The organism is Stenotrophomonas sp. SBJS02, from assembly GCF_020428325.2.
In the GTDB taxonomy this organism is placed as follows: domain Bacteria; phylum Pseudomonadota; class Gammaproteobacteria; order Xanthomonadales; family Xanthomonadaceae; genus Stenotrophomonas; species Stenotrophomonas africana.
This window is the reverse complement of the sequence record NZ_CP109812.1, coordinates 1,327,529-1,347,134: the sequence shown is the minus strand read 5'-3', so window position 1 is coordinate 1,347,134 and position 19,606 is coordinate 1,327,529. Positions and strand designations below refer to the sequence as shown.

Sequence of the window (19,606 nt, the reverse complement as noted above, 5' to 3'; positions counted from 1 at the left end):
ATCACCGCCCCACAGGGACGGTGACGGGCTGGCCGTTGACGGTGATTGAAAGGTTTTCAGCGCGCTGGCCGGGTTGGGTCTCGTAGGTCATCGAAGCCCCCGGCAGCGTCCAGCCCAATGCACCCTCGCGCCACGGCTTGCCACCGGCCGGGCCGATGGACGAAACGCGGGCGGCGGTCTGGCCGTGATTCGTCAAGCGGTATCCATTGGGCACCGCTTGGACGGTCACCTTGGGGACGGGCGCGTTGGCGGCTTCAAAGGCCACGGGCAAGTCCTGGTTGACCAGCAACTGGACGCCCTGGGCGTTGGGGTCTTTGAGCTGCATCAGCAGCACGCGGTAGTAGCGCCGCTCGCCCAGTGCGCCCACCCGCATCAATCGGGCGGTGCGCTTGGATTGGGGTGGCACGTCCACGAAGGTGGGCGCCCCCACGATCTCCGTGGTGGGTGAAAACACGTTCTGCCCTGTGGCCTGATCCCACCCCACGGCTTTCACCTGGTAACGCACCGACGCGTCGCCGCTGTTGTGCAGCGTCACGGCGACGTGCTTGGCCGAGGTATCGGCCATCAGGGTGGTGGGGCCGACGGAGATGGAACCGGCGGACGCCGAAAAGGACAGCAAGGACGCAGCGACCGCGGCCAGGGAGCGTTGGGAATGGGTCATGGGATCTCCTTTGGGGGGTCTCCTTTCAAGCTAGATCGGAATGCTATTACGTCAACCCATACCTACTCATCTTTTCGACAACAAAAAGCCCCCAGCGCGAACCGGGGGCTTCGGGACAACCGATGGGGATCAGTTGTAAGTGGCGGTGACGGTGACCGTATCGGTGTAGTTGCCACCCACGGCCTGCTTGAGGGCGAAGAACTTCAACGCGAATTCGTGGGTTTGCACAGCACCGTTACCCGTGCCCGCGAACGCATCGGCATCATCGCCCCATGCCTGGGTGCCGGGAATGTCCTTGAACAACCCATACGGAATGAAGGCACCCGAACCGTTGCTCACGGCGCGGTAGGTCTCGTAACCCGCCAACGCTCCGAAGTTCTGTCCCTGTCCTGGGGAAATGGAGTAAGTGGTTCCCTGGTTGCACACGATGCTCAACGCAGAGGTTCGGGTGGAGTTGTCAGAAGTGCCCGACCAATCCATGTCCGTGACCGGAGAAACGGACAGGTTGCAGGTGTTGGTCAGGGTGCCCTGAATCGTCAGGTCTGCGGTGGTGTCGGCGGCGAAGGCGGGCACCGCCAGCGAGGCCAGGGCGATGGGCAGCAGGGCGCGAAAGAAGGTCTTGCGTGTCATGGGTATCGTTTCCTTGAGAGGGATTGAGTGGGGATGAGTAGCCCTTAATGGGCCATCCCCTTACCGATACCTCGAATCTAAAAACGCGCAAGGGGGCCCCTTGCTACCTGGCCGCCTTTGTCTCGTTAGTCTTCGGTGATAGAAGGACTTTTATCTGACGCGCCTCGCTCATCTAGGAATGCCCTCCACTCGTCGGTCTTAACGACTTTCGCTACCGCCTCTTTAGTAGCGGCTTCCCAGTCGACTCCAGACCCAATACGAAAGGGCCTCATAAAGGAGCGTATCCAAGAATGACCGGCTGAAAACTCCCCATCCTTTTGTTGAACGTTGTGACAATTTTTCATGGCTTGTCTCCTCTTGATTGACCAGCGGACCTCGCCGGATACGGGTTCGGGTGGACTGCCCCCGAACTGGGCTGGGTAGATCCGGATGGGCTAAAGTGGGCCAGGTAAGGCCCATTGAGCCAGCGGTCAGAGCCTGGGACGTTTGCCACCTGCGGTGGCTGACTGTTGCCATGCCCCATCCAACTCACGCGCACGGTGCTGAGCCATTGCCTCCTGAATCATGCGCTGAAGGACGAACGCAAAAGCGTCGGTCACAAAAACGCCCACGCCGATCCCGCAATCATCCGGCAAGCTGGAAATCTGTTTTATCGATGGCTGGTGAATGACCTCGTCGAGCTCAGGGGGCAACGGGTCCACGAACGTGTCAATGAACGCGCTCACCTCTGTTTCGGCTGCCTTGCAGAGGTCGGCGTCAGCGAGCAGCACCCGCAAGTCGGCCAGCGTGGGAAGCCACACCGTGTTGAATAGCGGGCCACCCACCGAGGGACTGATGAAATGGATGCCGTGAAGCACGGTTGCCCTCTCACTCTTTCCGAGCTCTCCCTCCCCCCAATGTCCGTTCATCCGGGGGATCGAGTCACCCATCACAACCGGCGCATCTTTGGCCTGGGTGAGAAAAGGAGCCAAGGTCAGTGCCCTCCCCGCGCTTTCCAGTAAGCCAGTTCTGCGCGCCGACCCTGCTCCTCTCGCCAGCACCTGAGCAAATGCTTGTAGCCGGGCTTGGCTTGGGTGACGTGGAAGGATCGGCCGTTAACGTAGACCTTCCCGCCGTTGTGGAGCTCGACGGCATGAACCGCACTCCAAGTGGTCGCCCAGCCCAGGCGGTCCTCTTCTTCAAAGCTCACGGGCTCCAAGGAGACCGCTGCATAATCTTCAATCAAACCGGGGTTCAACCCCAACTCGGTCATCGCGGCTTCGTTGGTTGTGACGGCTGTGCTCATGTGACACCTCTTGGCTTGGTCGGCGGTATTGCCTACCTATAGATTCAAGGTAGATCGCCACGGCATTTTGTCCACACCACGAGTGGACAATAATTTGACTAGACACAAAAAGTGCGAAGCGAAGGCCGCAGTTTTCCACCTCATCGTTTTTCGCGCCGAAGGCGTTTGTGCTTTCCATCCATGCGGATGCTTCTTCATATGCCGGCGCGCAGCGACCGGCGGCGGCTTCCGGCACTGGCCTTTGCTCCCAAGTGGGCCAGCCATCGGGAACTTGAGAGCTTCGGTCGGAACAGCGACGATGGGACGACCTGTCCTCTCACGAAGGCCCCTATGTCCAACATGGCCGATCCCAATCAAGCCCTAATCTCTTTCCAAGAAGCCCTGGCTGCGGGCGGCCTTCGGCTGGAGCGGGGCCGCATCGATCCAACGGTCTACCTGCACGTGGATCACCTCCAAGGCAAGCCGCGATTCACTTACGTTCAGATGGACGGGAAGACCGTCACGGCTTTTGCCAATTTCGTTCCCAATGGAACCTTTGAAGGCCATGCAAACCTAGCGGTTGGCTACGCGGTTCCCGAGCGTTATCAAAACCAGGGGCGCGCCAAAGCCATCCTTGCGGCGGGCATTGCAGAGCTCCAAAACGGCTTTCGCGGGCATCCGCCCTTCTACATCGAAGCGGTGGTGAGCGTGAACAACCCCGCTTCGCAGAACGTGGCCCAAGAGGTTCTGGGCGGCGAACCTGAGCCAATCGTGGATAACCATTCGGACGAGCCCGCTCTTCGCTACGCAAAACTGTTCCCAACCGGCAAGTAGACGGCGACGGCCGCGCCTACTTTGGACCCTACATACAGCAAGGAACGCACATGAGCACGTTCTCAGAACGCCACAACTACAGCTCGCCCGATGCAGACATCACCATTCGTGAAGATGCGCCCGAGGTGTTGCGCGGAGCCGTTGTTGCCATCGCTGGCAAAGCGGGGATTGGATACGAAACCCTGCGCAAGGAAGTCTGCGGTGCGCTTGGCGTGGCACCAGACACCCGGGGCAACTGGAGCGAACCCAACGTGATCGCGGAGGTGCAGCATCACCTGGAAGAGTGCGAATGGTTTGAGGTGTATGACGTCATCGAAAGCATAGCAGCGTCCCTTCAAGGTCGCCCACCTGCCTATGGGCAGCCCAAAGCACCTTCGGACGTCTTCTCGGACGGAATCAACAAGGTCTTTCGGAAGAACGGAATCGGTTGGCAGCTGTTGGGCAACCGCATTGAGTTTCGCGGCTCAGAGGCGTTTGAAGTTGCTATAAGGAAGGGCACCAACGAGTTGCGCAGCGCAGGGAAGAACACGACGGCCAATGAACTCCACGAGGCATTGCGCGATCTGTCTCGTCGCCCCAACCCCGAGCTCACCGGCGCCATTCAACACGGGATGGCTGCCTTGGAATGCTTGTCGCGGGACGTCACTGGATCGAAAGACACCTTGGGGAAATTGCTCGGAAGAAACCCCAACCTGTTTCCAGCGCCACTCGGAGACGCAACGGAAATGATTTATGGCTTTGCTTCCAACAATGGCCGCCACCTTAAAGAAGGCGGCGATCCGACGTTGGAAGAGGCGGAACTTATCGTTGGACTGTCAGGCGTGCTGTGTCGCTACCTGGGCCGCAAGCATTCCCCGAGCAGGTAATTGCGCGCCCCGTGCAACATGGCCTGAGTGGCCGCCATGAGCTTGGCGGCCACCGGGCACTACTTACAGACCAAACGAGGCTTCACGGACAGCGACTTGCATGCCGGACAGAAGAGGCCCAAGTTGATCTCCCGCTGGAAATGGTGATTGCATTTCCTGCAGGCAAAGAGATAGGGAGCGCCCGGCACGAAGGCGACCATCACCTCCCCTCCTTTCGCCGAAATTTCGCCTCCCCCTTGGAACTAAAGTCCACGTCGTAATCCTTGTGAATCGCCAAGATCAACGCGATGCCCAAACTGGCTGCGGTGATAATTGCCGCTATTTCCAGCCCGGTGACTGTGGCTACCGCCGCCAGCCCCAGCGTGCTGAGCCCTCCGGTAACCGGAGCCAAGCCAACGGCAGCGGCGATTGCCGCAACGCCCACAGCCCCGAGTGTTGCAAACTTGCGCGTCTTCTTGAGGTCGTCAGCCAACTTTCCCACAGCGACAATCTCGTGGGCCTTTGCGTTCTTGGCCACTTCCAGCTCATCCCGTGTCCTTACGATCACACTTTCCATATCGCCCCCTGTTGTTAGCAAAACCACTGATGGATACCCTCGATAGGATAGCCGAGGGCTGAATCACGGCAACGATGTCGCCTGGGCAGCAATGATCGCACTGGACTGTCTCTCTAGTTGAGACGCGGCGCGCTCATCACATCCGCTGCCGCGGGACGTCTTTGGGCGCCTCCACCAGAGCCTCCACAACGTCGTCTGACGCACGCCACACCTTCCCTTCGCGCACCATGGCGGGGGCCCTGGAAAGTGCGATGGCGACCTCTTTGGCGGTTGGTGGGTTCCATGACCGGTGTTCGTCCAGGTAGCGCTCCAGGGACGGCCTCAACGGCCGACCGATGTTGGGCAAGGGCAATGCCCGATCATGGCGTTCGTCTTGCTCACGCGCATAGGCGACTTGCTCGGGCTCCCCAAGCGCCTCCCGGTGGGCATCGAGCAAGCGATCAACCGCGTCCACGTCCCCGCGGGCATGGAGCGATTCGGTGTAAAGCGCTTGAAGCAACGAATCACGCTCTTGATGAGCTTCCTCGCCCGTGCCTTCGCCCTGAAAAAGCCCATCGTGGCGAGGGCGGGCGTCGACGGCGTCTGGGCGGAACCGCCCGTGACTGGTCCTCATGCTCGCCTCCGGGCCAGCCCGCTGCCCTGAAGCAGCCCACACGTCATCGAATAGACGACAAGCGCCAGCGAGGATGGCAGGTATGGGTTGGAAGGATCCAACCAGACCCCGGTCACCACGTGCTGAAGTTGGTAGGCCAGCAACGCCAAGCACGCGTAGAACAGGGCCAGGCGCCACAACAACGCAGCCGCGGATGGGGCGTCCTGTCGGCCGGCTTGGAACGCCTCCCAGCCCCTGCGTGCGCTGCGGGCTTTGGAGGCGCACAGCCACGCGATTCCGAAGGTGATCGCAAACATGGCGAGCTCAAACAGCACGACCACCAGAAAAACGGTCATGGGATCCTCCTCTGGGTTGGGAGCAGGCCATGGGCCTGCAGGTAACCGTGGACTGCCTGTCGGGTCACGCCGAGGCGCTTGGCAATTGCAGGGCCGTTGCTCCCCTGCTCCAGGAGGCGCACCACCAGGGCGTGTTGGTCAGCCAGTGGGCGCCGGGGCTTTTGACGCAACCCCAGGTGAGCGAGGTCGGCGCTCACCACGGGCGATGGAACGCCCAGGGCTTGGGCGATGACGGCCCGGCGGTGTCCCTCTCGGAACATCCGGGCGACCTCAGAGCGGCGGTGGGCAACGGATGGCCGCTTCATGCGCCCAACCACCAGCCAGCGAACAAGGAAATCCATTTCATCAGCGCATCTCATCCGCCAAACCAATGGCACCGCAGGCGCGCTCGTTGCATGACGATGCGTTCTCACCACCTCCCCACGGCGAAACATCCATCCGCGCAATCGGCACAACCCGGGTCTTGCTTCCCTTCCCTACCAGAAACACCCGATCGCCTTGGCGGACGTCCACGTCCGCGTCTTGGACTACCGCGATGACGCGCTGGCGCCTGTCGCTCAGGTCGCGCACGTAGATCTCCACCGCGCGCCGGCCGCTCAGGCCCTTCTGGACGGCGGTTCCAGCAACCGCACCGATGACGCCACCGGCCACGCGGGCAGCATTGCGGTAGTCCCGGTTCTTGACTTGGTTAGCAGCCCCATAACCAACGGCCGCCCCAATGGCAGAACCAGCGTTGAGCCGCTGGTCGGACTTCAGTTGAACCGTGCGAACCATCAGGACCTCGCCCAGTCGGGCGTCCTGGACGAACAAGGCTTCGGACGAACCGTAACGGCGAGCGGAGGTGGAATCGGCGGCAAAGGCAGCTGGAGCAGACAACGCCAATGCAAGGGCCAGGACGATGGGTTTCAAGGTGCACCTCCATTTCGTGAGTAGGTTCACCTATGCATAGACCGATTCTGGAAATGCGCAAGAGGGTTCAGGCCACCATAACGTGGCTCATCTTTCTGGTCTTCTCACGCGCTTTCGTGCGGGCCTTCGTGCCGTTGGTTTTTTCAAGCTCCTGCAAATTGGTCGCCACTGACTGTCGCTCCTGCTCAACCTTCGGGAGCGGCTCCCGAACCAACTCGGGCACCTTCAGGAACTCCACCACCCGCTCGGCCGCCGCGGCGGCACGGAAGAGTTCCCGGGGATCGTCCCGGAGGATTTGGATCCAGGACTTCACGTAAGCCGCGTGCTGGGTTGGATCGTGGCCAATGCCCAGGCGTTCGCCCATCAGCATGGACGACACCTCCGCGACCAGTTCTTCCTTGGCGTAGTCGATGCTCCCAAAGGCCCCCTTCTGATCGCGGTGGAGGCGGGTGGGAAAGCCGGTCCAGTGGCCCAGCTCGTGCAGCGCGGTGGCGTAGTAGCCACTGGCCGAGTGAAAGGTGTTGCGATGGGGCAAATGGATGCTGTCGTTCATCGGACGGTAGAACGCCTGGTTGCCCCCGTCGTGGTGGATCTCGGCCCCGCTGCCCTTGAGCACCGCTTCGCAGGCCTGATGGATATCGGGCTCTCGACGCGGGGGTGGCAGGACCAGTGCCGGCAACCCATCGATCTGCATCGCGTTGAACACCCGGGGGAAGAAGACCTTGGGGTGGGCCTTGGCGATGAGATCGGGATCCCCGCTCTTCTTGGCCTCCTCCACCGGCGACCAATCCCAATACTCAATCACGCTGGCCTTCTCACCTTTTCGCACCTGAGCGCCCACGGCCGCGGCTTGCTTGTAAGTCATCCACCGGTTGTCCTGGGTGTCCCAGGCGCTCTGCAGGGCCCACAGGTGGAGAAGGTTTCCGCCCCGGTAGCTCTTGCCCGTCGTGGCGTTCATCGGCAACCCGAGGTCCACGCGGGCGTCCCATGGTTTGAGGAAGGGACCGGTGCCCTCCTCCATTTGGCGGATCAGGCGTTCGACGACGTCGCGGGAGTGGCGCTGAAGGAAGCTTTCGTTGGGGGTTGCATCGGACACGGACAGGCTCTCCTGGAAGGCAAGGAAAGGCGCCTGTCGGCAACGCCAAGGGGGCTAGGCTGGAAACTTCAATCGTGAATGGTGACGACGCGTCCCTGCTCCAACAGGTTCTCCAGCAACGCCAAGGCCCGATCGATGGTCAAACCTGTGCCGGGGTCTCCGTCGCCCTCCTGGAGCTGCACACGGACGCCATCCGGGGTTCGTTGCACGGTGAAACGGGTGGAGGCCGCCAGGGCGTCTTGGCGGTTTATGCTGTCATCCACGAAGGCTTCCGAAGGGGTCATGGCCCCAGCATGCGACAGCATTGGGATTTGGCAAGCCCCCGCCACGATTGCACCTGATGACAGGGGGGCCTCTAGGGCCTGGATTTGAGATTGGACCACTGCTTCCTCCCGCGGTTGACGGCATTGGGTCCCAGCCTCTCTGCAAGCCAGCGAACCGCAAACGGTTGTTGTGGAACTGGCTCAAACAGGCGTTTCCATATCTGCCATGTCCCGCAGTGGTTTGATCCCCGCAATTCGAATCTCGGCCACGCGAGGCTTCTTGCCCCCATGGGAGATCTGGTAGATGCCGGCCTCGGGGAACTTCTCGCGAACGCGCTTCCAGAAGTCCTCCGCGTTGACGGGCTTCTTGCCCAGCTCTTCCAACACGTATTGGCGGTAGTCCGCGTAGATGGCCGTCTTGTCGGTGCAAACACCACTGTCGTAGGAGGCGTCTCGGTCCGCCATGTAGGCCATGGTCGTGTCCGATTCCATTCGATTCTGCTCGGCCAGCGCGAGCACGGCGTCGGGTAGCTTCTCGGAAAACCCGCCACGCTCCATAAGGCGCAGCGCGCCTTCCAGCACCCAGTCCAGCATCTGGGCCATCTCCTCCTCGCTTTCGGTGATCTGAAGGTGGAAGTCAGGCTCACGCTTCTTTCCATTTCCACCCTTCGCGTCCTCATGGGTCTTCTCACCCATCCGAACATTGAAGGGGATGGCCAGGACCTTTCGCCAGAACCCGTGCTCATGTCCGGAAACCGTGAACCAGGCGTTGACGCTGGCGAATAGGGTGCCGATTGGGAGCGTGGTGTATGCGTCTTTGCGCTTGGCCTCGACTTGGATCGGGTCACGGGAAATGAGCGCTTTCAGGACTTCCTGGATGGATGCGGCAAGGACCTTTGGCGTCTCCGTGACAATGTAGGCGCTCTTGCCCACCAACGGGGCCATAGCGAAGGTTCCGTCCAACTTCTCCAGACGCAGCGACACATTGCGGGGGTGAAGGGCGCGCAGGATGTGGAGGAACGTGGATTTGCCATTGCTGCCCGACCCAACCAGGAAGAAGGCCTTCTCAAAGCAGATCGACATCAACGAGCTGGCCACCGCCTCCTGAAGGAGTGCACGCACCTCCAGGTCGGGCTGAAAGAGATCCAGGTATTGACCGAACTTCGAGTTGGTGTCCAGCGGCTTGGGAGTGTAATAGCCATCGCCGTCAACCTGTTCCAGCCGCAGCTTGGCAGGGACCTGGTAAGTGATTCCATGCTCCTTGGTGGCCGCCAGCACCCGAATTCGCGTCCTAGACGGCGCCTCGTCGGTTTGAAACAGGAGCCCTTGCCGCAGGCCCAAACTCTGTCCATACGTCGGAGAGAAAACGTCCTGGTCAATGACTTCTTCTCCATCCGCCGCCGCGGGAGCACAACGCGGTTCGTCAGGCTTGACGATCTCAAGGTAGCCACCCTTGAGGGGAACGATGGCCCTGCGATCGGACTTCTTGGGCAACCAGCATTTCCGATCTCCCATCAGCTCAAGCACCGCCGTGTTGATGCAGCTGGTTGCATGACCTGCGTTCGCCTTCTCCTTGCGCTCCAATCGCAGCCAGGAAAGCGCCTTGGCGGCCATGTCCTTCTCGGAGCACCGATCCCAATAGCCTTGCTCAGGAAGCCAACGGAAGAAGCTGCAATCGTCATCCCCATCCGGAAGCTTTCCGCCGATCGCATACTCCTCGGTTGCCTTCAGGTGATCGGCAAAATCGGCCTCGAATGCTTGATCGCTCAAGGTTGCCTTGGGCGCTGGCGCTCCGAAAGCTGCTTTGGGGGCCGCATTCCCACGGAAGGAAAGGACATTGTTGGGGCGCCCATTGACACCCGAAGTTGGTGTTGTATCGTTCATGTGTGTGTTTTCCGTTTTTTTGAACCCCGGTTGGCGCCGGGGTTTTTTGTTGATTACGCGGCCTGCTGGACGCGACTCATCCATTCCACCAGTGCTTGACGCATGGCTTCCGATGAAGTTTTGCCCTGGGCATCAGCCGCCGCTTGAAGCCGCCGCTTGAACGCTCGACTCACCCGCGCCTTCAGCATTTCGTCTCGCGGTTGCGTCGCCTTCTTCGATGTGGGGGAGTTCGTCATTGCTCGTTTCCTAGGTGATGTGGTCCCGTTGTGGCCACAACCCCATCCAAACAGAGCTCACGAACTTGTCCAGATCGACTTCTTGACTAAAACCAATATCTGTTGCCTCAACAGCATTTTTTTCATAAACGAGAGGCAATTCACGCTTTTCAGCCAAGGTGTAACAGGTGCTTGTTACACCCCTTGTTACGGCTGGAACCCTGACCAGACAAGGTTTGTCATGGGTGTAACAGGTGTAACAAGTAGATCCATTGATCTGAAAAAGTGATTGGCCATTGAAGCCAAAATCTCTGATGCAGCTGCAAGTAATACCTACCCACCCGTTACACCCGTTACACGCGCCTTGGCCCCTGCAAAGCCATTGAATCCATTGGACAAACTTCCGTAACAAGCACCTGTGACGGGTGTAACGGGTGCTTGTTCCGTCCCCGAGAAGATCATTCTTCGTTCGCACTCCCCTGGTTCGCACTGGCCACCTGCACTACCCGCTCGATGGCAAAGAACTTCCCGCGCAGCACACCACTTGCTTGCGCTTGCTGAAGGTGACCGGCTGCGCGCCTGCCGTAAGCGACCACCACCGATCCCGACGGCGCTGCCGTGCCGGTGGTCCCGTCGGGACGCACAAACTTCAGCCGCCCGCGGGTGAACAGAATCGCCGTCGCGTTGGGGTGGGAAAGCACGCAGTCGTGCATCCATCCCGTCTCCATGTTGACCGGCACGAGAGCCATACCGCCGCCGGGGTGGTTGGCCAGCTTGCTCAGCCACTTCTCCATCCCTTTTCCGTAAGGCGGGTTCATCCACACGAATGCCTGCATGGGCCACGGCGTTGCCAAGCCGTCCTGGCTCGGCGGGATCATTCGGCGGGCCGTGGGCGCCGGCAGCCGCGACGGGTCTTCGGGCGTGCAAGGATCGAGGTCAAAGCCGCGCCTTCCCCCCAGCGCCCTGACGATGGCATGCGGGGTATACCAATCGACGCTCGTGTGGGCCTTGTCGCTTGCCTTGTAGCAAACGGAGGTGAGCCGGGTGGGTTTAGCCGCTGCGAGGCGGTTGGGGCGGTTGGCAGTCTTGAACGGCACAACATTGGTTTTGGGTTGCATGAGAAATCTCCAGGCAAAGCTCCGCCAACACGGCCGGATGGCCGCGTCGAAGGATTGGGTTTTGGGAGTTGGGCTCGAACGGCCCCGAGAAGAGGGATGCCCCGTGGTCTGCTATTGCGACGTGCTCACGCGCGCCTCCTCGCGTCGATGCACATCACGCGTGCAGGGCTCAAACGCTTTTTTGAGCCATGGCCAGATTGCTGAAGCTTCTGCGGACGAGTGTTGGCCGTCGCGCTCATGCGACCCCCTCCCCATCCACCATCTCTTCCATGCGCAGCAGTTCGAGGTCGTCTTCATCAAGATCACCCACGAAATGCATGCCGGGTCCGAAGTCCCAAAACACCTTATTTTCCCAATCCGACTCAAGAACGAGATCCTTCGCACCAGCTTCGTCTTCGGACTCGACACTGATCTCGCCAATCATCAAGACTTCTGCAGCCTTGACCACCTCGAAAGTGAATTTCTTCATTGCTGTATTCGCATATCGTTCCCAATCGGAACGGACACGAGATTGCAGTTCTAACCCTGTAGGCCATCCACGCGAAAACGCCGTTTTATCGGGACAATTGTCCCGACAACGGCCACAGTGCATTGGTGCGCTTCGCTTGGATGTTTCCCGATAAAAAGCGGGAACAAGGATCAATCGGCGGCTTTCGCGGCGCGTTCGGCCGCGGAATGGAGCACGCCCATGGCCCAGTCGTGGAAGGGCTGACGTGCTTCGCTGCTCACCCACGGGGCATCCAAGGCTTCAAGCACCGTGAGCGCACGCGCGGGCAGTTGTGGGTGAAGGGAAGTAAACCCCACCAGGCGATCGGCGCGGTTGTAAGCCCAGGGAAGGTCCTTTTCCAGGCCTTCAAGGCCAAGTTTCTTCAGCGCGGCCACGACGTCGTCGAGGCGTTGCGCCAGGACGTCGGATTGAATGCGTTCGGCACCGGCGCAACGCACCACCGATGACCACCGGTATTGCGCCCCTTGGCGATTGCTCCTGACCGGCTTGTGCTCCGGGACCAGCCCTTCGTTTCGTTGCCGGCGCTTCTTCAGCGCGTCTTTTGAAATGCCCAACACGTAGGCGGCCACCCCAGGGCCGACCCATTCCAGCTTGCCTGACCTTGCTTTGGAAAACTCGTCCTCTTCAGCCGCTGTCAACGCCAGGGGCTTGGGATCCTTCGATGGCCGGCCAGGACGCCCTCCCAGAATGTCTGGATCACGCGGGCTCACAGCCTTCCACTTCCTTTATCGAACGGCCGCACTGGCTTTGCCTCGTGGGTGGCACTGTCCCACCGTTCTTCCAGATCACTGGCAAGCTGCCGCGACCGTGCCGCATTGATCAGGTGCTGTGTGCTGGTGAGCACGGCCACGAAGGCGTTCTGGTAAACCTCACGTGCCTCCGTGCTTGTCCAAGGCTGGGCCAACGCTTCTTCCAAGGTTCCTTCCCACTGGTCCTCATCGGCGGCGTTGAACGTGGTGTCGTCCACCGCCCATGCGTGGCCTGCGATGCGCCCACCCAGGGTGACCCAAGGCTGGATCTCCAGCACGTCGGCCAGCGAGGCGTAAGCCACCACGCCCAACCGCCGCGCCCGGGCCCGGGCCTTGGCCAACCGGTCCTCAGCCTCTTTCAGCGCGATCAAGGCTTCGATGCGTTCGGCTTTGCGGACCACGTCGTCCGCGTCGGTGCGTTTGCCGCGCGTGATGGGTTCACCGCTGCGGCTGGCCAAGAACGCGTCCAGCGCGTCCAAGCTGAAACCCAGGTGCTGGTTTCGAGCCATCGTGCCGGCCTTTGCCGGGTTCTGCATGGGCTGGGGCCCTTGGCCTTCGCGCACCCACTCCCTCAAGGTTGTGTGGTGCACGCCGACGTAGTGCGCAGCCGCTTTGGTGCTGATCTTGGCTCGCAACCCTTGTTTGGCCTCGGCAATCTCCTGGCGCCATTTATTGGCGTCGGTGACCGGCGAGGCGAGATCGGGATCACGTTGTAAGGGGAAAGAGCCATCCATGGCCCCATTCTATCGGTGGCTATTGTTGCGGAGTAGCCGTGTCGTTGCGCGGAGGGAGCAGCGGCCAGTCCACCGGTTTGAGCATGTTGTAGAACGCGGGCGAACTCGACGCCATCAACTGCTCCACCCGCTGCAGTGCATCCTGGAGTTCAAACCATTCCGGTTCCTGGTAGCGCACCGAGGACTTGGAACCCTCGTCCTCGCCGTCCTTCTTTTGCGGAAGGTGATTGAACAGCCGGCTGGTGATGCGGTTGGAGATCCCAACGCGCGTTGCATAGCGCCCCAAGGTCCGCCGCAGGTCGTGCGGGGTGGGCCCAAATTCCACCGACAGCTTTTCCCCCAAGCCTTTCATGATGGCCTTGCTGTCTTTGTAGTGCCCTTCTGCCGCCCGCGAGCTGCGCGCCGGATACACCCACCGCCCCCGAGGTTCGTCGACCGGCAGGCGTTGATCAAACCGACGCTTGATGAGCTGGAGCGAGAACGGGCCCAACGGCATGCTGTGGTCGCGCTTGTTCTTCGTTTTTGCAAAATAAACCTGCGGGCCAGGTTTCTTGGTGAGCGGGTTCACCGACACGCGCCCCTCTCGCCGGGCCTTGGGGTCCATCTCATCCAGCCACACCCAGGACTGGGTTTCCCGTTCGACCGGGGTGAGCCGGTCGAACCACGCCAGCTTCGCCGTCTCGTTGCGCCGCGCGCCCAGGAACAAGGTGGTGAGCAGGTAGTAAACCCCGCTTTCGTTCTGCCCCCGCTGGGCTTCTCGCCGGCTCCACAGGTAGTCGATGGCCCGACCCAGCGTGTTGTCTTCGCTCCCGAGCGGGTTTCGGACGCGGGCCTTCTCGTAGTAGACGTGAAGGCCCGCGGCGTCGCGCATCCGCCCCTCCTCCCACAGCACGCCAAAGTCGTTTCCGAACAGCACCGCCTTGCGCTCGGCCTTCTTGGCAGCGCGGGCCTCTTTGTCCACCGCGTAGTTGATCGCCCGAAACGCGGTGGAGAAGGTCTGTTCGGCCGCCGACACCCCCGCCGCCCGGATGCGGGTGCGCATGGCCTCACTGTCAACGCCCACCCTGGCCAGCTCTTCGTCGGTGAGCTCCACCCGCCCGGTCCGCGCCATGACGTCCTTGATGGCCTGGGACAACCGGTTGGAATGCAAGGCGGCCGACAGGCGGGTGGCCTCGAAGGCTTTGCTGACCTTGTCTTCGTCCAGTTCCATGATCGGGGTGTGGCCGATGCCCACCTCCGGCCGCTCCAAACGGGCCATGGAATTGGTCAACGTCTTGAGGGTGCCCGCGGTCGCCGGACGGGTCCGGCGGGCCAGCATGTCGTGGTAGAGCTGGATCGCTTGGTTAACGGTCAGCGCCTTGGTGGCTTGGATCGACAGTTCCTTCTCCGCCAGTGCCTTGGGGTGCTGCCCCTCCTTCTTGGCCCCGGCCACCTTCACCCCGGCCAGGTCGTGGGCGTCCTTGAGGGCCAGTTCGCTGGTGTCCCCCACGCTGATTCGCATGACCTTGCCACCGATCTTGCGCTGAACTTCATAAGTGGATTTGAGCTTGCCCACGAACACCCCAAACCCAATGGGCGCGCCTGGGGATCCATCGAGGAACCGCCATTGCTTGCCGTCGGGGTTGGGCTCGAGCACCGCATACCCCTTGGCGTTGGTGACGACCGCACCGCTCTTGTCTAGCTTCGGGCGCAGGGTGCTGCGAAGCTGTCTCAGCTGTTCAGGGGTGAGCTTCAGTCGGAATGCCATGGCGACCACTGTCCTTTGGGTGAATGTCGCGGCACGCTGCCCGGTGCCGGGTAGCCAAATTCTGGCATGAATCGGCCCCTGCAGGGATTTGGCTACCTTTGGCTACTACAATAGCCTCCAAACCCTTCCACTAGCACCTACTCACCACCACTTCCGTCTCGTGCGAATACGCTCTAAATGACTGATAAAAAAGAACAATCCAAAAAATCAACGGTCTCGTCAGAGCATACGCCACTCATGAAGCAGTTCTTCGCAGCCAAGTCCGATTATCCGGACCTGCTGCTGTTCTTCCGCATGGGCGATTTCTACGAGCTGTTCTACGACGACGCGCGCAAGGCCGCGCGCCTGCTCGACATCACCCTGACCCAGCGTGGCAGCTCCGGCGGTGCACCGATTCCGATGGCCGGCGTGCCGGTGCATGCCTACGAAGGCTACCTGGCACGGCTGGTGGCGTTGGGCGAATCGGTGGCGATCTGCGAGCAGATCGGCGACCCGGCGCTGGCCAAGGGCCTGGTCGAACGCAAGGTGGTGCGCATCGTCACCCCCGGCACGGTCACCGACGAGGCACTGCTGGACGAACGCCGCGACACCCTGCTGATGGCGCTGTCGCGCAGCAAGCAGGGCTACGGCCTGGCCTGGGCCGACCTGGCCGGTGGCCGCTTCCTGGTCAACGAAGTGGAGACCGACGACGCGCTGGAAGCCGAGCTGGCCCGCCTGGAGCCGGCCGAGCTGTTGGTACCCGACGAAGAGAACTGGCCGGAGTTCCTGCGCCAGCGTACCGGCGTACGTCGCCGCGCACCGTGGCTGTTCGACGCCGACAGCGGCCGCCGTCAGCTGCTGAACTTCTTCAAGCTGCATGACCTGAGCGGCTTCGGCATCGATGACAAGCCGCGCGCCACCGCAGCCGCTGGCGCCATGCTCGGCTATGTCGAGGAAACCCAGAAGCAGCGGCTGCCGCACCTGACTTCGATCGCGATGGAAACCGCCGGCGAGGCGATCGCGATGAACGCCGCCACCCGCCGCCACTTGGAACTGGATACACGCGTCGACGGCGATACCCGCAACACGCTGCTGGGCGTGCTCGACAGCACGGTGACGCCGATGGGCGGCCGCCTGCTGCGGCGCTGGCTGCACCGCCCGCTGCGCCTGCGCGAGGTGCTGGTACAGCGCCACCATGCGGTGGAAACCCTGATCGATCGCGGCAGTGACGCCGACATCCGCGAGCAGTTCCGCCGCCTCGGCGACCTGGAACGCATCCTCACCCGCGTGGCGCTGCGCTCGGCGCGCCCGCGCGACTTCTCCACCCTGCGCGATGGCCTGGGCCTGCTGCCGGCGGTGCGCGAGGTGCTGGCGCCGCTGGATTCGCCGCGCCTGCAGGCCCTGCATGCCGCGCTGGGCGAACACGATGAGTGCGCGCAGCTGCTGGCCAGCGCCATCGCCGAAATGCCACCGCTGAAGCTCAGCGACGGCGGCGTGCTGGCCGATGGCTTCGATGAAGAGCTGGACGAACTGCGCCGCCTGTCCACCCATGCCGACCAGTTCCTGGTCGACCTGGAACTGCGCGAGCGCGAGAGCAGCGGCATTCCCACCCTGAAGGTGGGCTACAACCGCGTGCACGGCTACTACATCGAAATCAGCAAGGGCCAGTCCGATCGCGCGCCGGTGCACTACACCCGCCGCCAGACGCTGACCAATGCCGAACGCTACATCACCGAAGAACTGAAGGCGTTCGAGGACAAGGTACTGTCCGCGCGCGACCGTTCGCTGTCGCGCGAGAAGTACCTGTACGAGCAGCTGCTGGATACCCTTGGCGGGCAGCTGGAACCGCTGAAGCAGTGTGCCGCTGCACTGAGCGAACTGGACGTGCTGGCGGCCTTCGCCGAGCGCGCACAGGCGCTGGACTGGGCGCGCCCGGAACTGCAGGCCGAGCCGTGCCTGAAGATCGAGCGTGGCCGCCACCCGGTGGTCGAGGCGGTACGCGAGCAGCCGTTCGAACCGAACGACCTGGACCTGCATCCGGACCGTCGCATGCTGGTCATCACCGGCCCGAACATGGGCGGTAAATCGACCTACATGCGGCAGAACGCGCTGATCGTGCTGCTGGCCCACATCGGCAGCTTCGTGCCGGCCAGCCGTGCGCTGATCGGCCCGATCGACCGCATCCTGACCCGCATCGGCGCCGGTGACGATCTGGCGCGCGGGCAATCGACCTTCATGGTTGAAATGGCCGAGACCAGCTACATCCTGCATCACGCCACCGCCCATTCGCTGGTGCTGATGGATGAGATCGGTCGTGGCACCTCCACCTACGACGGGCTGGCCCTGGCCGATGCCGTGGCGCGCCACCTGGCCTACCAGAACCGCTGCTACACGCTGTTCGCCACCCACTACTTCGAGCTGACCGCGCTGGCCGACGAGCAGCACGAGGGCGGCCGCAGTGGCATCGCCAACGTGCACCTGGACGCGGTCGAGCATGGCGAAGCGCTGGTGTTCATGCACGCGGTGAAGGATGGCCCGGCAAACCGCAGCTTCGGCCTGCAGGTGGCGGCACTGGCCGGCCTGCCGCGCGCCACCGTCGCGCAGGCGCGCCGTCGCCTGGCCGAGCTGGAACAGCGCGGTGGTGAAAGCCATGCCGCCGAGCTGGCACCACAGGCATTGGATGCACCGCAGCAGTTCGGCCTGTTCGCGGCGCCGTCGAACAAGGCACAGGAAGCACTGGCCGCCATCGATCCGGACGAACTGACCCCGAAGCAGGCGCTGGAAGCGTTGTATCGCTTGAAAGCGCTGCTGTAGCCGCAGCGCACGTGCTTGGCCTCCTGCCTCGCAGGAGGCCCATCGAAAGATTTCGCAAATCTGATTCTGCGTTTCAATTGACAGAATCTATCAACCTGAACGAATCATTCGATTATTCATTTCATCTGGCGCTAGCTAAAGTCGAGTGAAGATGTTCCACCCCGTCTTTACCCGCAGGAGCCAGCCATGAGCCAGTCCGATAACAACAGCCCCAAATGCCCGTATCACACCGCGCCGTCGCCTGCGGAAGGCGCCCAGCAGCAGCGCGAGCTGAGCACCACGCCGAAGCAGAAGCAGGGCGATGACCCGGTCACCCCGATGACCACGGCCTTCGGCGCGCCGGTGGTGGACAACCAGAACAGCAAGACCGCCGGCCCGCGCGGCCCGCTGCTGATGGAAGACGTGTGGCTGCTGGAAAAGCTGGCCAACCTCAACCGCGAGATCATTCCCGAGCGCCGAATGCACGCCAAGGGCTCGGGCGCGTTCGGCACGTTCACCGTCACCCACGACATCAGCAAGTACACCCGCGCCAAGCTGTTCGAGAAGGTCGGCAAGCAGACCGAGATGTTCGCGCGCTTCACCACGGTGGCCGGCGAGCGCGGCGCCGCCGACGCCGAGCGTGACATCCGCGGCTTCGCGCTGAAGTTCTACACCGAAGAAGGCAACTGGGACCTGGTTGGCAACAACACGCCGGTGTTCTTCCTGCGCGACCCGCGCAAGTTCGCCGACCTCAACAAGGCCGTGAAGCGCGACCCGCATACCAACCTGCGCAGCGCGCGCAACAACTGGGACTTCTGGACGCTGCTGCCCGAAGCCCTGCTGCAGGTGACCGTGGTTATGAGCGACCGCGGCATTCCGCGCAGCTTCCGCCACATGCACGGCTTCGGCTCGCACACCTACAGCTTCACCAACGCCGACAGCGAACGCTTCTGGGTGAAGTTCCACTTCGTCAGCCAGCAGGGCATCGAATCGCTGACCGACGCGCAGGCGCAGATCCTGGTCGGCCATGACCGCGAAAGCCACGGCCGCGACCTGTTCGCCGCGATCGAGAAGGGCGACTTCCCGAAGTGGAAACTGTTCATCCAGGTCATGCCGGAGCTGGAGGCGGAAACCTACCGCATCCATCCGTTCGACCTGACCAAGGTGTGGCCGAAGAGCGACTACCCGCTGATCGAAGTGGGCCAGTTCGAACTGAACCGCAACCCGGTCAACTGGTACCAGGACGTTGAGCAGTCCGCGTTCGCACCAAGCAACCTGGTGCCGGGCATCGGCCCGTCGCCAGACAAGATGCTGCAGGCACGCCTGTTCGCCTATTCCGATGCGCAGCGTTACCGCCTGGGCGTGAACCACCACCAGATTCCGGTGAACGCCGCACGCTGCCCGGTGCACAGCAACCACCGCGACGGTGCGATGCGCGTGGACGGCAACTACGGTGGTCTGCCGCACTACGAGCCGAACAGCTACGGCCAGTGGCAGGAACAGCCGCAGTACCGCGAGCCGCCGATGAAGATCCGCGGTGACGCCGACTTCTGGAACTTCCGCGAGGACGACGCCGACTACTTCAGCCAGCCCGGTGCCCTGTTCCGCAGCTACAGCCAGGCACAGAAGGATCGCCTGTTCGCCAACACCGCCCGCGCCCTGGGCGATGCGCCGGACTTCATCAAGCAGCGCCACATCGACAACTGCAGCAAGGCCGACCCGGCCTATGGCGCTGGCGTTGCCGCGGCCCTGAAGGCCCTGGCCAGCCAGCCGTCGGATCCGTTCAAGCCGGCGCAGCCGGAAGCGGACTTCCCCACCGCGACCCCGGGCGCCGAAGACATCGAGCTCTGAT

General features: G+C 62.2%; 21 protein-coding genes. 4 read left to right on the top strand and 17 right to left on the bottom strand.

Annotation, left to right across the window (positions count from 1 at the left end):
* Position 1: 1 nt before the first annotated feature.
* From FQS62_RS06345 to FQS62_RS06330, 4 genes are all read right to left on the bottom strand, one after another.
* Positions 2-661 (bottom strand): fimbrial biogenesis chaperone, encoded by a 660-nt coding sequence (locus FQS62_RS06345; RefSeq protein WP_208043154.1) that lies wholly within the window; start codon positions 659-661, stop codon positions 2-4.
* 129 nt (positions 662-790) lie between these two features.
* Positions 791-1,291: a Csu type fimbrial protein gene (locus FQS62_RS06340; protein ID WP_076739353.1), complete on the bottom strand. Its 501-nt coding sequence runs from the start codon at positions 1,289-1,291 to the stop codon at positions 791-793.
* A 470-nt stretch (positions 1,292-1,761) separates the two neighbouring features.
* Positions 1,762-2,262: a hypothetical protein gene (locus FQS62_RS06335; protein WP_076739352.1), complete on the bottom strand. Its 501-nt coding sequence runs from the start codon at positions 2,260-2,262 to the stop codon at positions 1,762-1,764.
* 2 nt (positions 2,263-2,264) lie between these two features.
* Positions 2,265-2,576 carry a hypothetical protein gene (locus FQS62_RS06330; RefSeq protein ID WP_076739351.1) on the bottom strand — a complete coding sequence of 104 codons (312 nt, stop codon included), beginning with the start codon at positions 2,574-2,576 and terminating at the stop codon, positions 2,265-2,267.
* Between the two features lie 330 nt (positions 2,577-2,906).
* On the opposite strand from FQS62_RS06330, the gene FQS62_RS06325 reads away from it, so the two are divergent.
* Together FQS62_RS06325 and FQS62_RS06320 are read left to right on the top strand one after the other, a co-directional pair.
* On the top strand, positions 2,907-3,389 hold the full coding sequence (locus FQS62_RS06325; protein ID WP_076739361.1) for a GNAT family N-acetyltransferase: 483 nt from the start codon (positions 2,907-2,909) through the stop codon (positions 3,387-3,389).
* A 50-nt stretch (positions 3,390-3,439) separates the two neighbouring features.
* Positions 3,440-4,255 carry an AbiJ-NTD4 domain-containing protein gene (locus FQS62_RS06320; RefSeq protein ID WP_076739350.1) on the top strand — a complete coding sequence of 272 codons (816 nt, stop codon included), beginning with the start codon at positions 3,440-3,442 and terminating at the stop codon, positions 4,253-4,255.
* A 199-nt stretch (positions 4,256-4,454) separates the two neighbouring features.
* Here the strand turns inward: FQS62_RS06320 and FQS62_RS06315 are convergent, their stop codons facing one another.
* From FQS62_RS06315 to FQS62_RS06255, 13 genes are all read right to left on the bottom strand, one after another.
* Positions 4,455-4,811, bottom strand: a complete 357-nt coding sequence (locus tag FQS62_RS06315; protein WP_046272143.1) for a PM1101 family membrane protein — start codon at positions 4,809-4,811, stop codon at positions 4,455-4,457.
* Between the two features lie 136 nt (positions 4,812-4,947).
* Positions 4,948-5,424 carry a hypothetical protein gene (locus FQS62_RS06310; protein ID WP_076739349.1) on the bottom strand — a complete coding sequence of 159 codons (477 nt, stop codon included), beginning with the start codon at positions 5,422-5,424 and terminating at the stop codon, positions 4,948-4,950.
* Complete coding sequence (locus FQS62_RS06305) at positions 5,421-5,759, bottom strand: hypothetical protein (protein WP_208043153.1); 339 nt, start codon at positions 5,757-5,759, stop codon at positions 5,421-5,423. The genes FQS62_RS06310 and FQS62_RS06305 overlap by 4 nt, the downstream gene beginning before the upstream one ends.
* 345 nt (positions 5,760-6,104) lie before the next feature.
* Positions 6,105-6,668 carry an outer membrane lipoprotein gene (locus FQS62_RS06300; RefSeq protein WP_076739346.1) on the bottom strand — a complete coding sequence of 188 codons (564 nt, stop codon included), beginning with the start codon at positions 6,666-6,668 and terminating at the stop codon, positions 6,105-6,107.
* Between the two features lie 67 nt (positions 6,669-6,735).
* Entirely contained in the window at positions 6,736-7,764 is a 1,029-nt protein-coding gene (locus FQS62_RS06295) for an ArdC family protein (protein WP_076739345.1), read from the bottom strand.
* Between the two features lie 68 nt (positions 7,765-7,832).
* Positions 7,833-8,048, bottom strand: a complete 216-nt coding sequence (locus tag FQS62_RS06290; protein WP_076739344.1) for a hypothetical protein — start codon at positions 8,046-8,048, stop codon at positions 7,833-7,835.
* A 180-nt stretch (positions 8,049-8,228) separates the two neighbouring features.
* Complete coding sequence (locus tag FQS62_RS06285; protein WP_139338725.1) at positions 8,229-9,911, bottom strand: DNA primase family protein; 1,683 nt, start codon at positions 9,909-9,911, stop codon at positions 8,229-8,231.
* Positions 9,912-9,964: 53 nt separating this feature from the next.
* Positions 9,965-10,147 carry a ribbon-helix-helix protein, CopG family gene (locus tag FQS62_RS06280; protein WP_046272152.1) on the bottom strand — a complete coding sequence of 61 codons (183 nt, stop codon included), beginning with the start codon at positions 10,145-10,147 and terminating at the stop codon, positions 9,965-9,967.
* A gap of 437 nt (positions 10,148-10,584) precedes the next feature.
* Positions 10,585-11,244 carry a DNA N-6-adenine-methyltransferase gene (locus FQS62_RS06275; RefSeq protein ID WP_076739342.1) on the bottom strand — a complete coding sequence of 220 codons (660 nt, stop codon included), beginning with the start codon at positions 11,242-11,244 and terminating at the stop codon, positions 10,585-10,587.
* Positions 11,245-11,479: 235 nt separating this feature from the next.
* Positions 11,480-11,713 carry a hypothetical protein gene (locus FQS62_RS06270; RefSeq protein ID WP_024956736.1) on the bottom strand — a complete coding sequence of 78 codons (234 nt, stop codon included), beginning with the start codon at positions 11,711-11,713 and terminating at the stop codon, positions 11,480-11,482.
* Between the two features lie 170 nt (positions 11,714-11,883).
* Positions 11,884-12,462 (bottom strand): hypothetical protein, encoded by a 579-nt coding sequence (locus FQS62_RS06265; RefSeq protein WP_141098923.1) that lies wholly within the window; start codon positions 12,460-12,462, stop codon positions 11,884-11,886.
* A complete protein-coding gene (locus FQS62_RS06260; RefSeq protein WP_024956738.1) occupies positions 12,459-13,235 on the bottom strand; it encodes a helix-turn-helix transcriptional regulator in 777 nt (258 codons plus the stop codon). The genes FQS62_RS06265 and FQS62_RS06260 overlap by 4 nt, the downstream gene beginning before the upstream one ends.
* Before the next feature lie 19 nt (positions 13,236-13,254).
* A complete protein-coding gene (locus FQS62_RS06255; protein ID WP_046272156.1) occupies positions 13,255-14,982 on the bottom strand; it encodes a tyrosine-type recombinase/integrase in 1,728 nt (575 codons plus the stop codon).
* A 177-nt stretch (positions 14,983-15,159) separates the two neighbouring features.
* On the opposite strand from FQS62_RS06255, the gene mutS reads away from it, so the two are divergent.
* Together mutS and FQS62_RS06245 are read left to right on the top strand one after the other, a co-directional pair.
* Complete coding sequence (gene mutS, locus FQS62_RS06250) at positions 15,160-17,775, top strand: DNA mismatch repair protein MutS (RefSeq protein WP_208043151.1); 2,616 nt, start codon at positions 15,160-15,162, stop codon at positions 17,773-17,775.
* A gap of 318 nt (positions 17,776-18,093) precedes the next feature.
* On the top strand, positions 18,094-19,605 hold the full coding sequence (locus tag FQS62_RS06245) for a catalase (RefSeq protein WP_199849327.1): 1,512 nt from the start codon (positions 18,094-18,096) through the stop codon (positions 19,603-19,605).
* Position 19,606 lies beyond the last annotated feature (1 nt).

What these genes read in the sequence shown, in the direction of transcription:
- FQS62_RS06345 (WP_208043154.1), bottom strand. Translation starts at nt 661, where the DNA reads ATGACCCATTCCCAACGCTCCCTGGCCGCGGTCGCTGCGTCCTTGCTG.
- FQS62_RS06340 (WP_076739353.1), bottom strand. Translation starts at nt 1,291, where the DNA reads ATGACACGCAAGACCTTCTTTCGCGCCCTGCTGCCCATCGCCCTGGCC.
- FQS62_RS06330 (WP_076739351.1), bottom strand. Translation starts at nt 2,576, where the DNA reads ATGAGCACAGCCGTCACAACCAACGAAGCCGCGATGACCGAGTTGGGG.
- FQS62_RS06325 (WP_076739361.1), top strand. Translation starts at nt 2,907, where the DNA reads ATGTCCAACATGGCCGATCCCAATCAAGCCCTAATCTCTTTCCAAGAA.
- FQS62_RS06320 (WP_076739350.1), top strand. Translation starts at nt 3,440, where the DNA reads ATGAGCACGTTCTCAGAACGCCACAACTACAGCTCGCCCGATGCAGAC.
- FQS62_RS06315 (WP_046272143.1), bottom strand. Translation starts at nt 4,811, where the DNA reads ATGGAAAGTGTGATCGTAAGGACACGGGATGAGCTGGAAGTGGCCAAG.
- FQS62_RS06310 (WP_076739349.1), bottom strand. Translation starts at nt 5,424, where the DNA reads ATGAGGACCAGTCACGGGCGGTTCCGCCCAGACGCCGTCGACGCCCGC.
- FQS62_RS06305 (WP_208043153.1), bottom strand. Translation starts at nt 5,759, where the DNA reads ATGACCGTTTTTCTGGTGGTCGTGCTGTTTGAGCTCGCCATGTTTGCG.
- FQS62_RS06290 (WP_076739344.1), bottom strand. Translation starts at nt 8,048, where the DNA reads ATGACCCCTTCGGAAGCCTTCGTGGATGACAGCATAAACCGCCAAGAC.
- FQS62_RS06285 (WP_139338725.1), bottom strand. Translation starts at nt 9,911, where the DNA reads ATGAACGATACAACACCAACTTCGGGTGTCAATGGGCGCCCCAACAAT.
- FQS62_RS06280 (WP_046272152.1), bottom strand. Translation starts at nt 10,147, where the DNA reads ATGACGAACTCCCCCACATCGAAGAAGGCGACGCAACCGCGAGACGAA.
- FQS62_RS06275 (WP_076739342.1), bottom strand. Translation starts at nt 11,244, where the DNA reads ATGCAACCCAAAACCAATGTTGTGCCGTTCAAGACTGCCAACCGCCCC.
- FQS62_RS06270 (WP_024956736.1), bottom strand. Translation starts at nt 11,713, where the DNA reads ATGAAGAAATTCACTTTCGAGGTGGTCAAGGCTGCAGAAGTCTTGATG.
- FQS62_RS06260 (WP_024956738.1), bottom strand. Translation starts at nt 13,235, where the DNA reads ATGGATGGCTCTTTCCCCTTACAACGTGATCCCGATCTCGCCTCGCCG.
- FQS62_RS06255 (WP_046272156.1), bottom strand. Translation starts at nt 14,982, where the DNA reads ATGGCATTCCGACTGAAGCTCACCCCTGAACAGCTGAGACAGCTTCGC.
- mutS (WP_208043151.1), top strand. Translation starts at nt 15,160, where the DNA reads ATGACTGATAAAAAAGAACAATCCAAAAAATCAACGGTCTCGTCAGAG.
- FQS62_RS06245 (WP_199849327.1), top strand. Translation starts at nt 18,094, where the DNA reads ATGACCACGGCCTTCGGCGCGCCGGTGGTGGACAACCAGAACAGCAAG.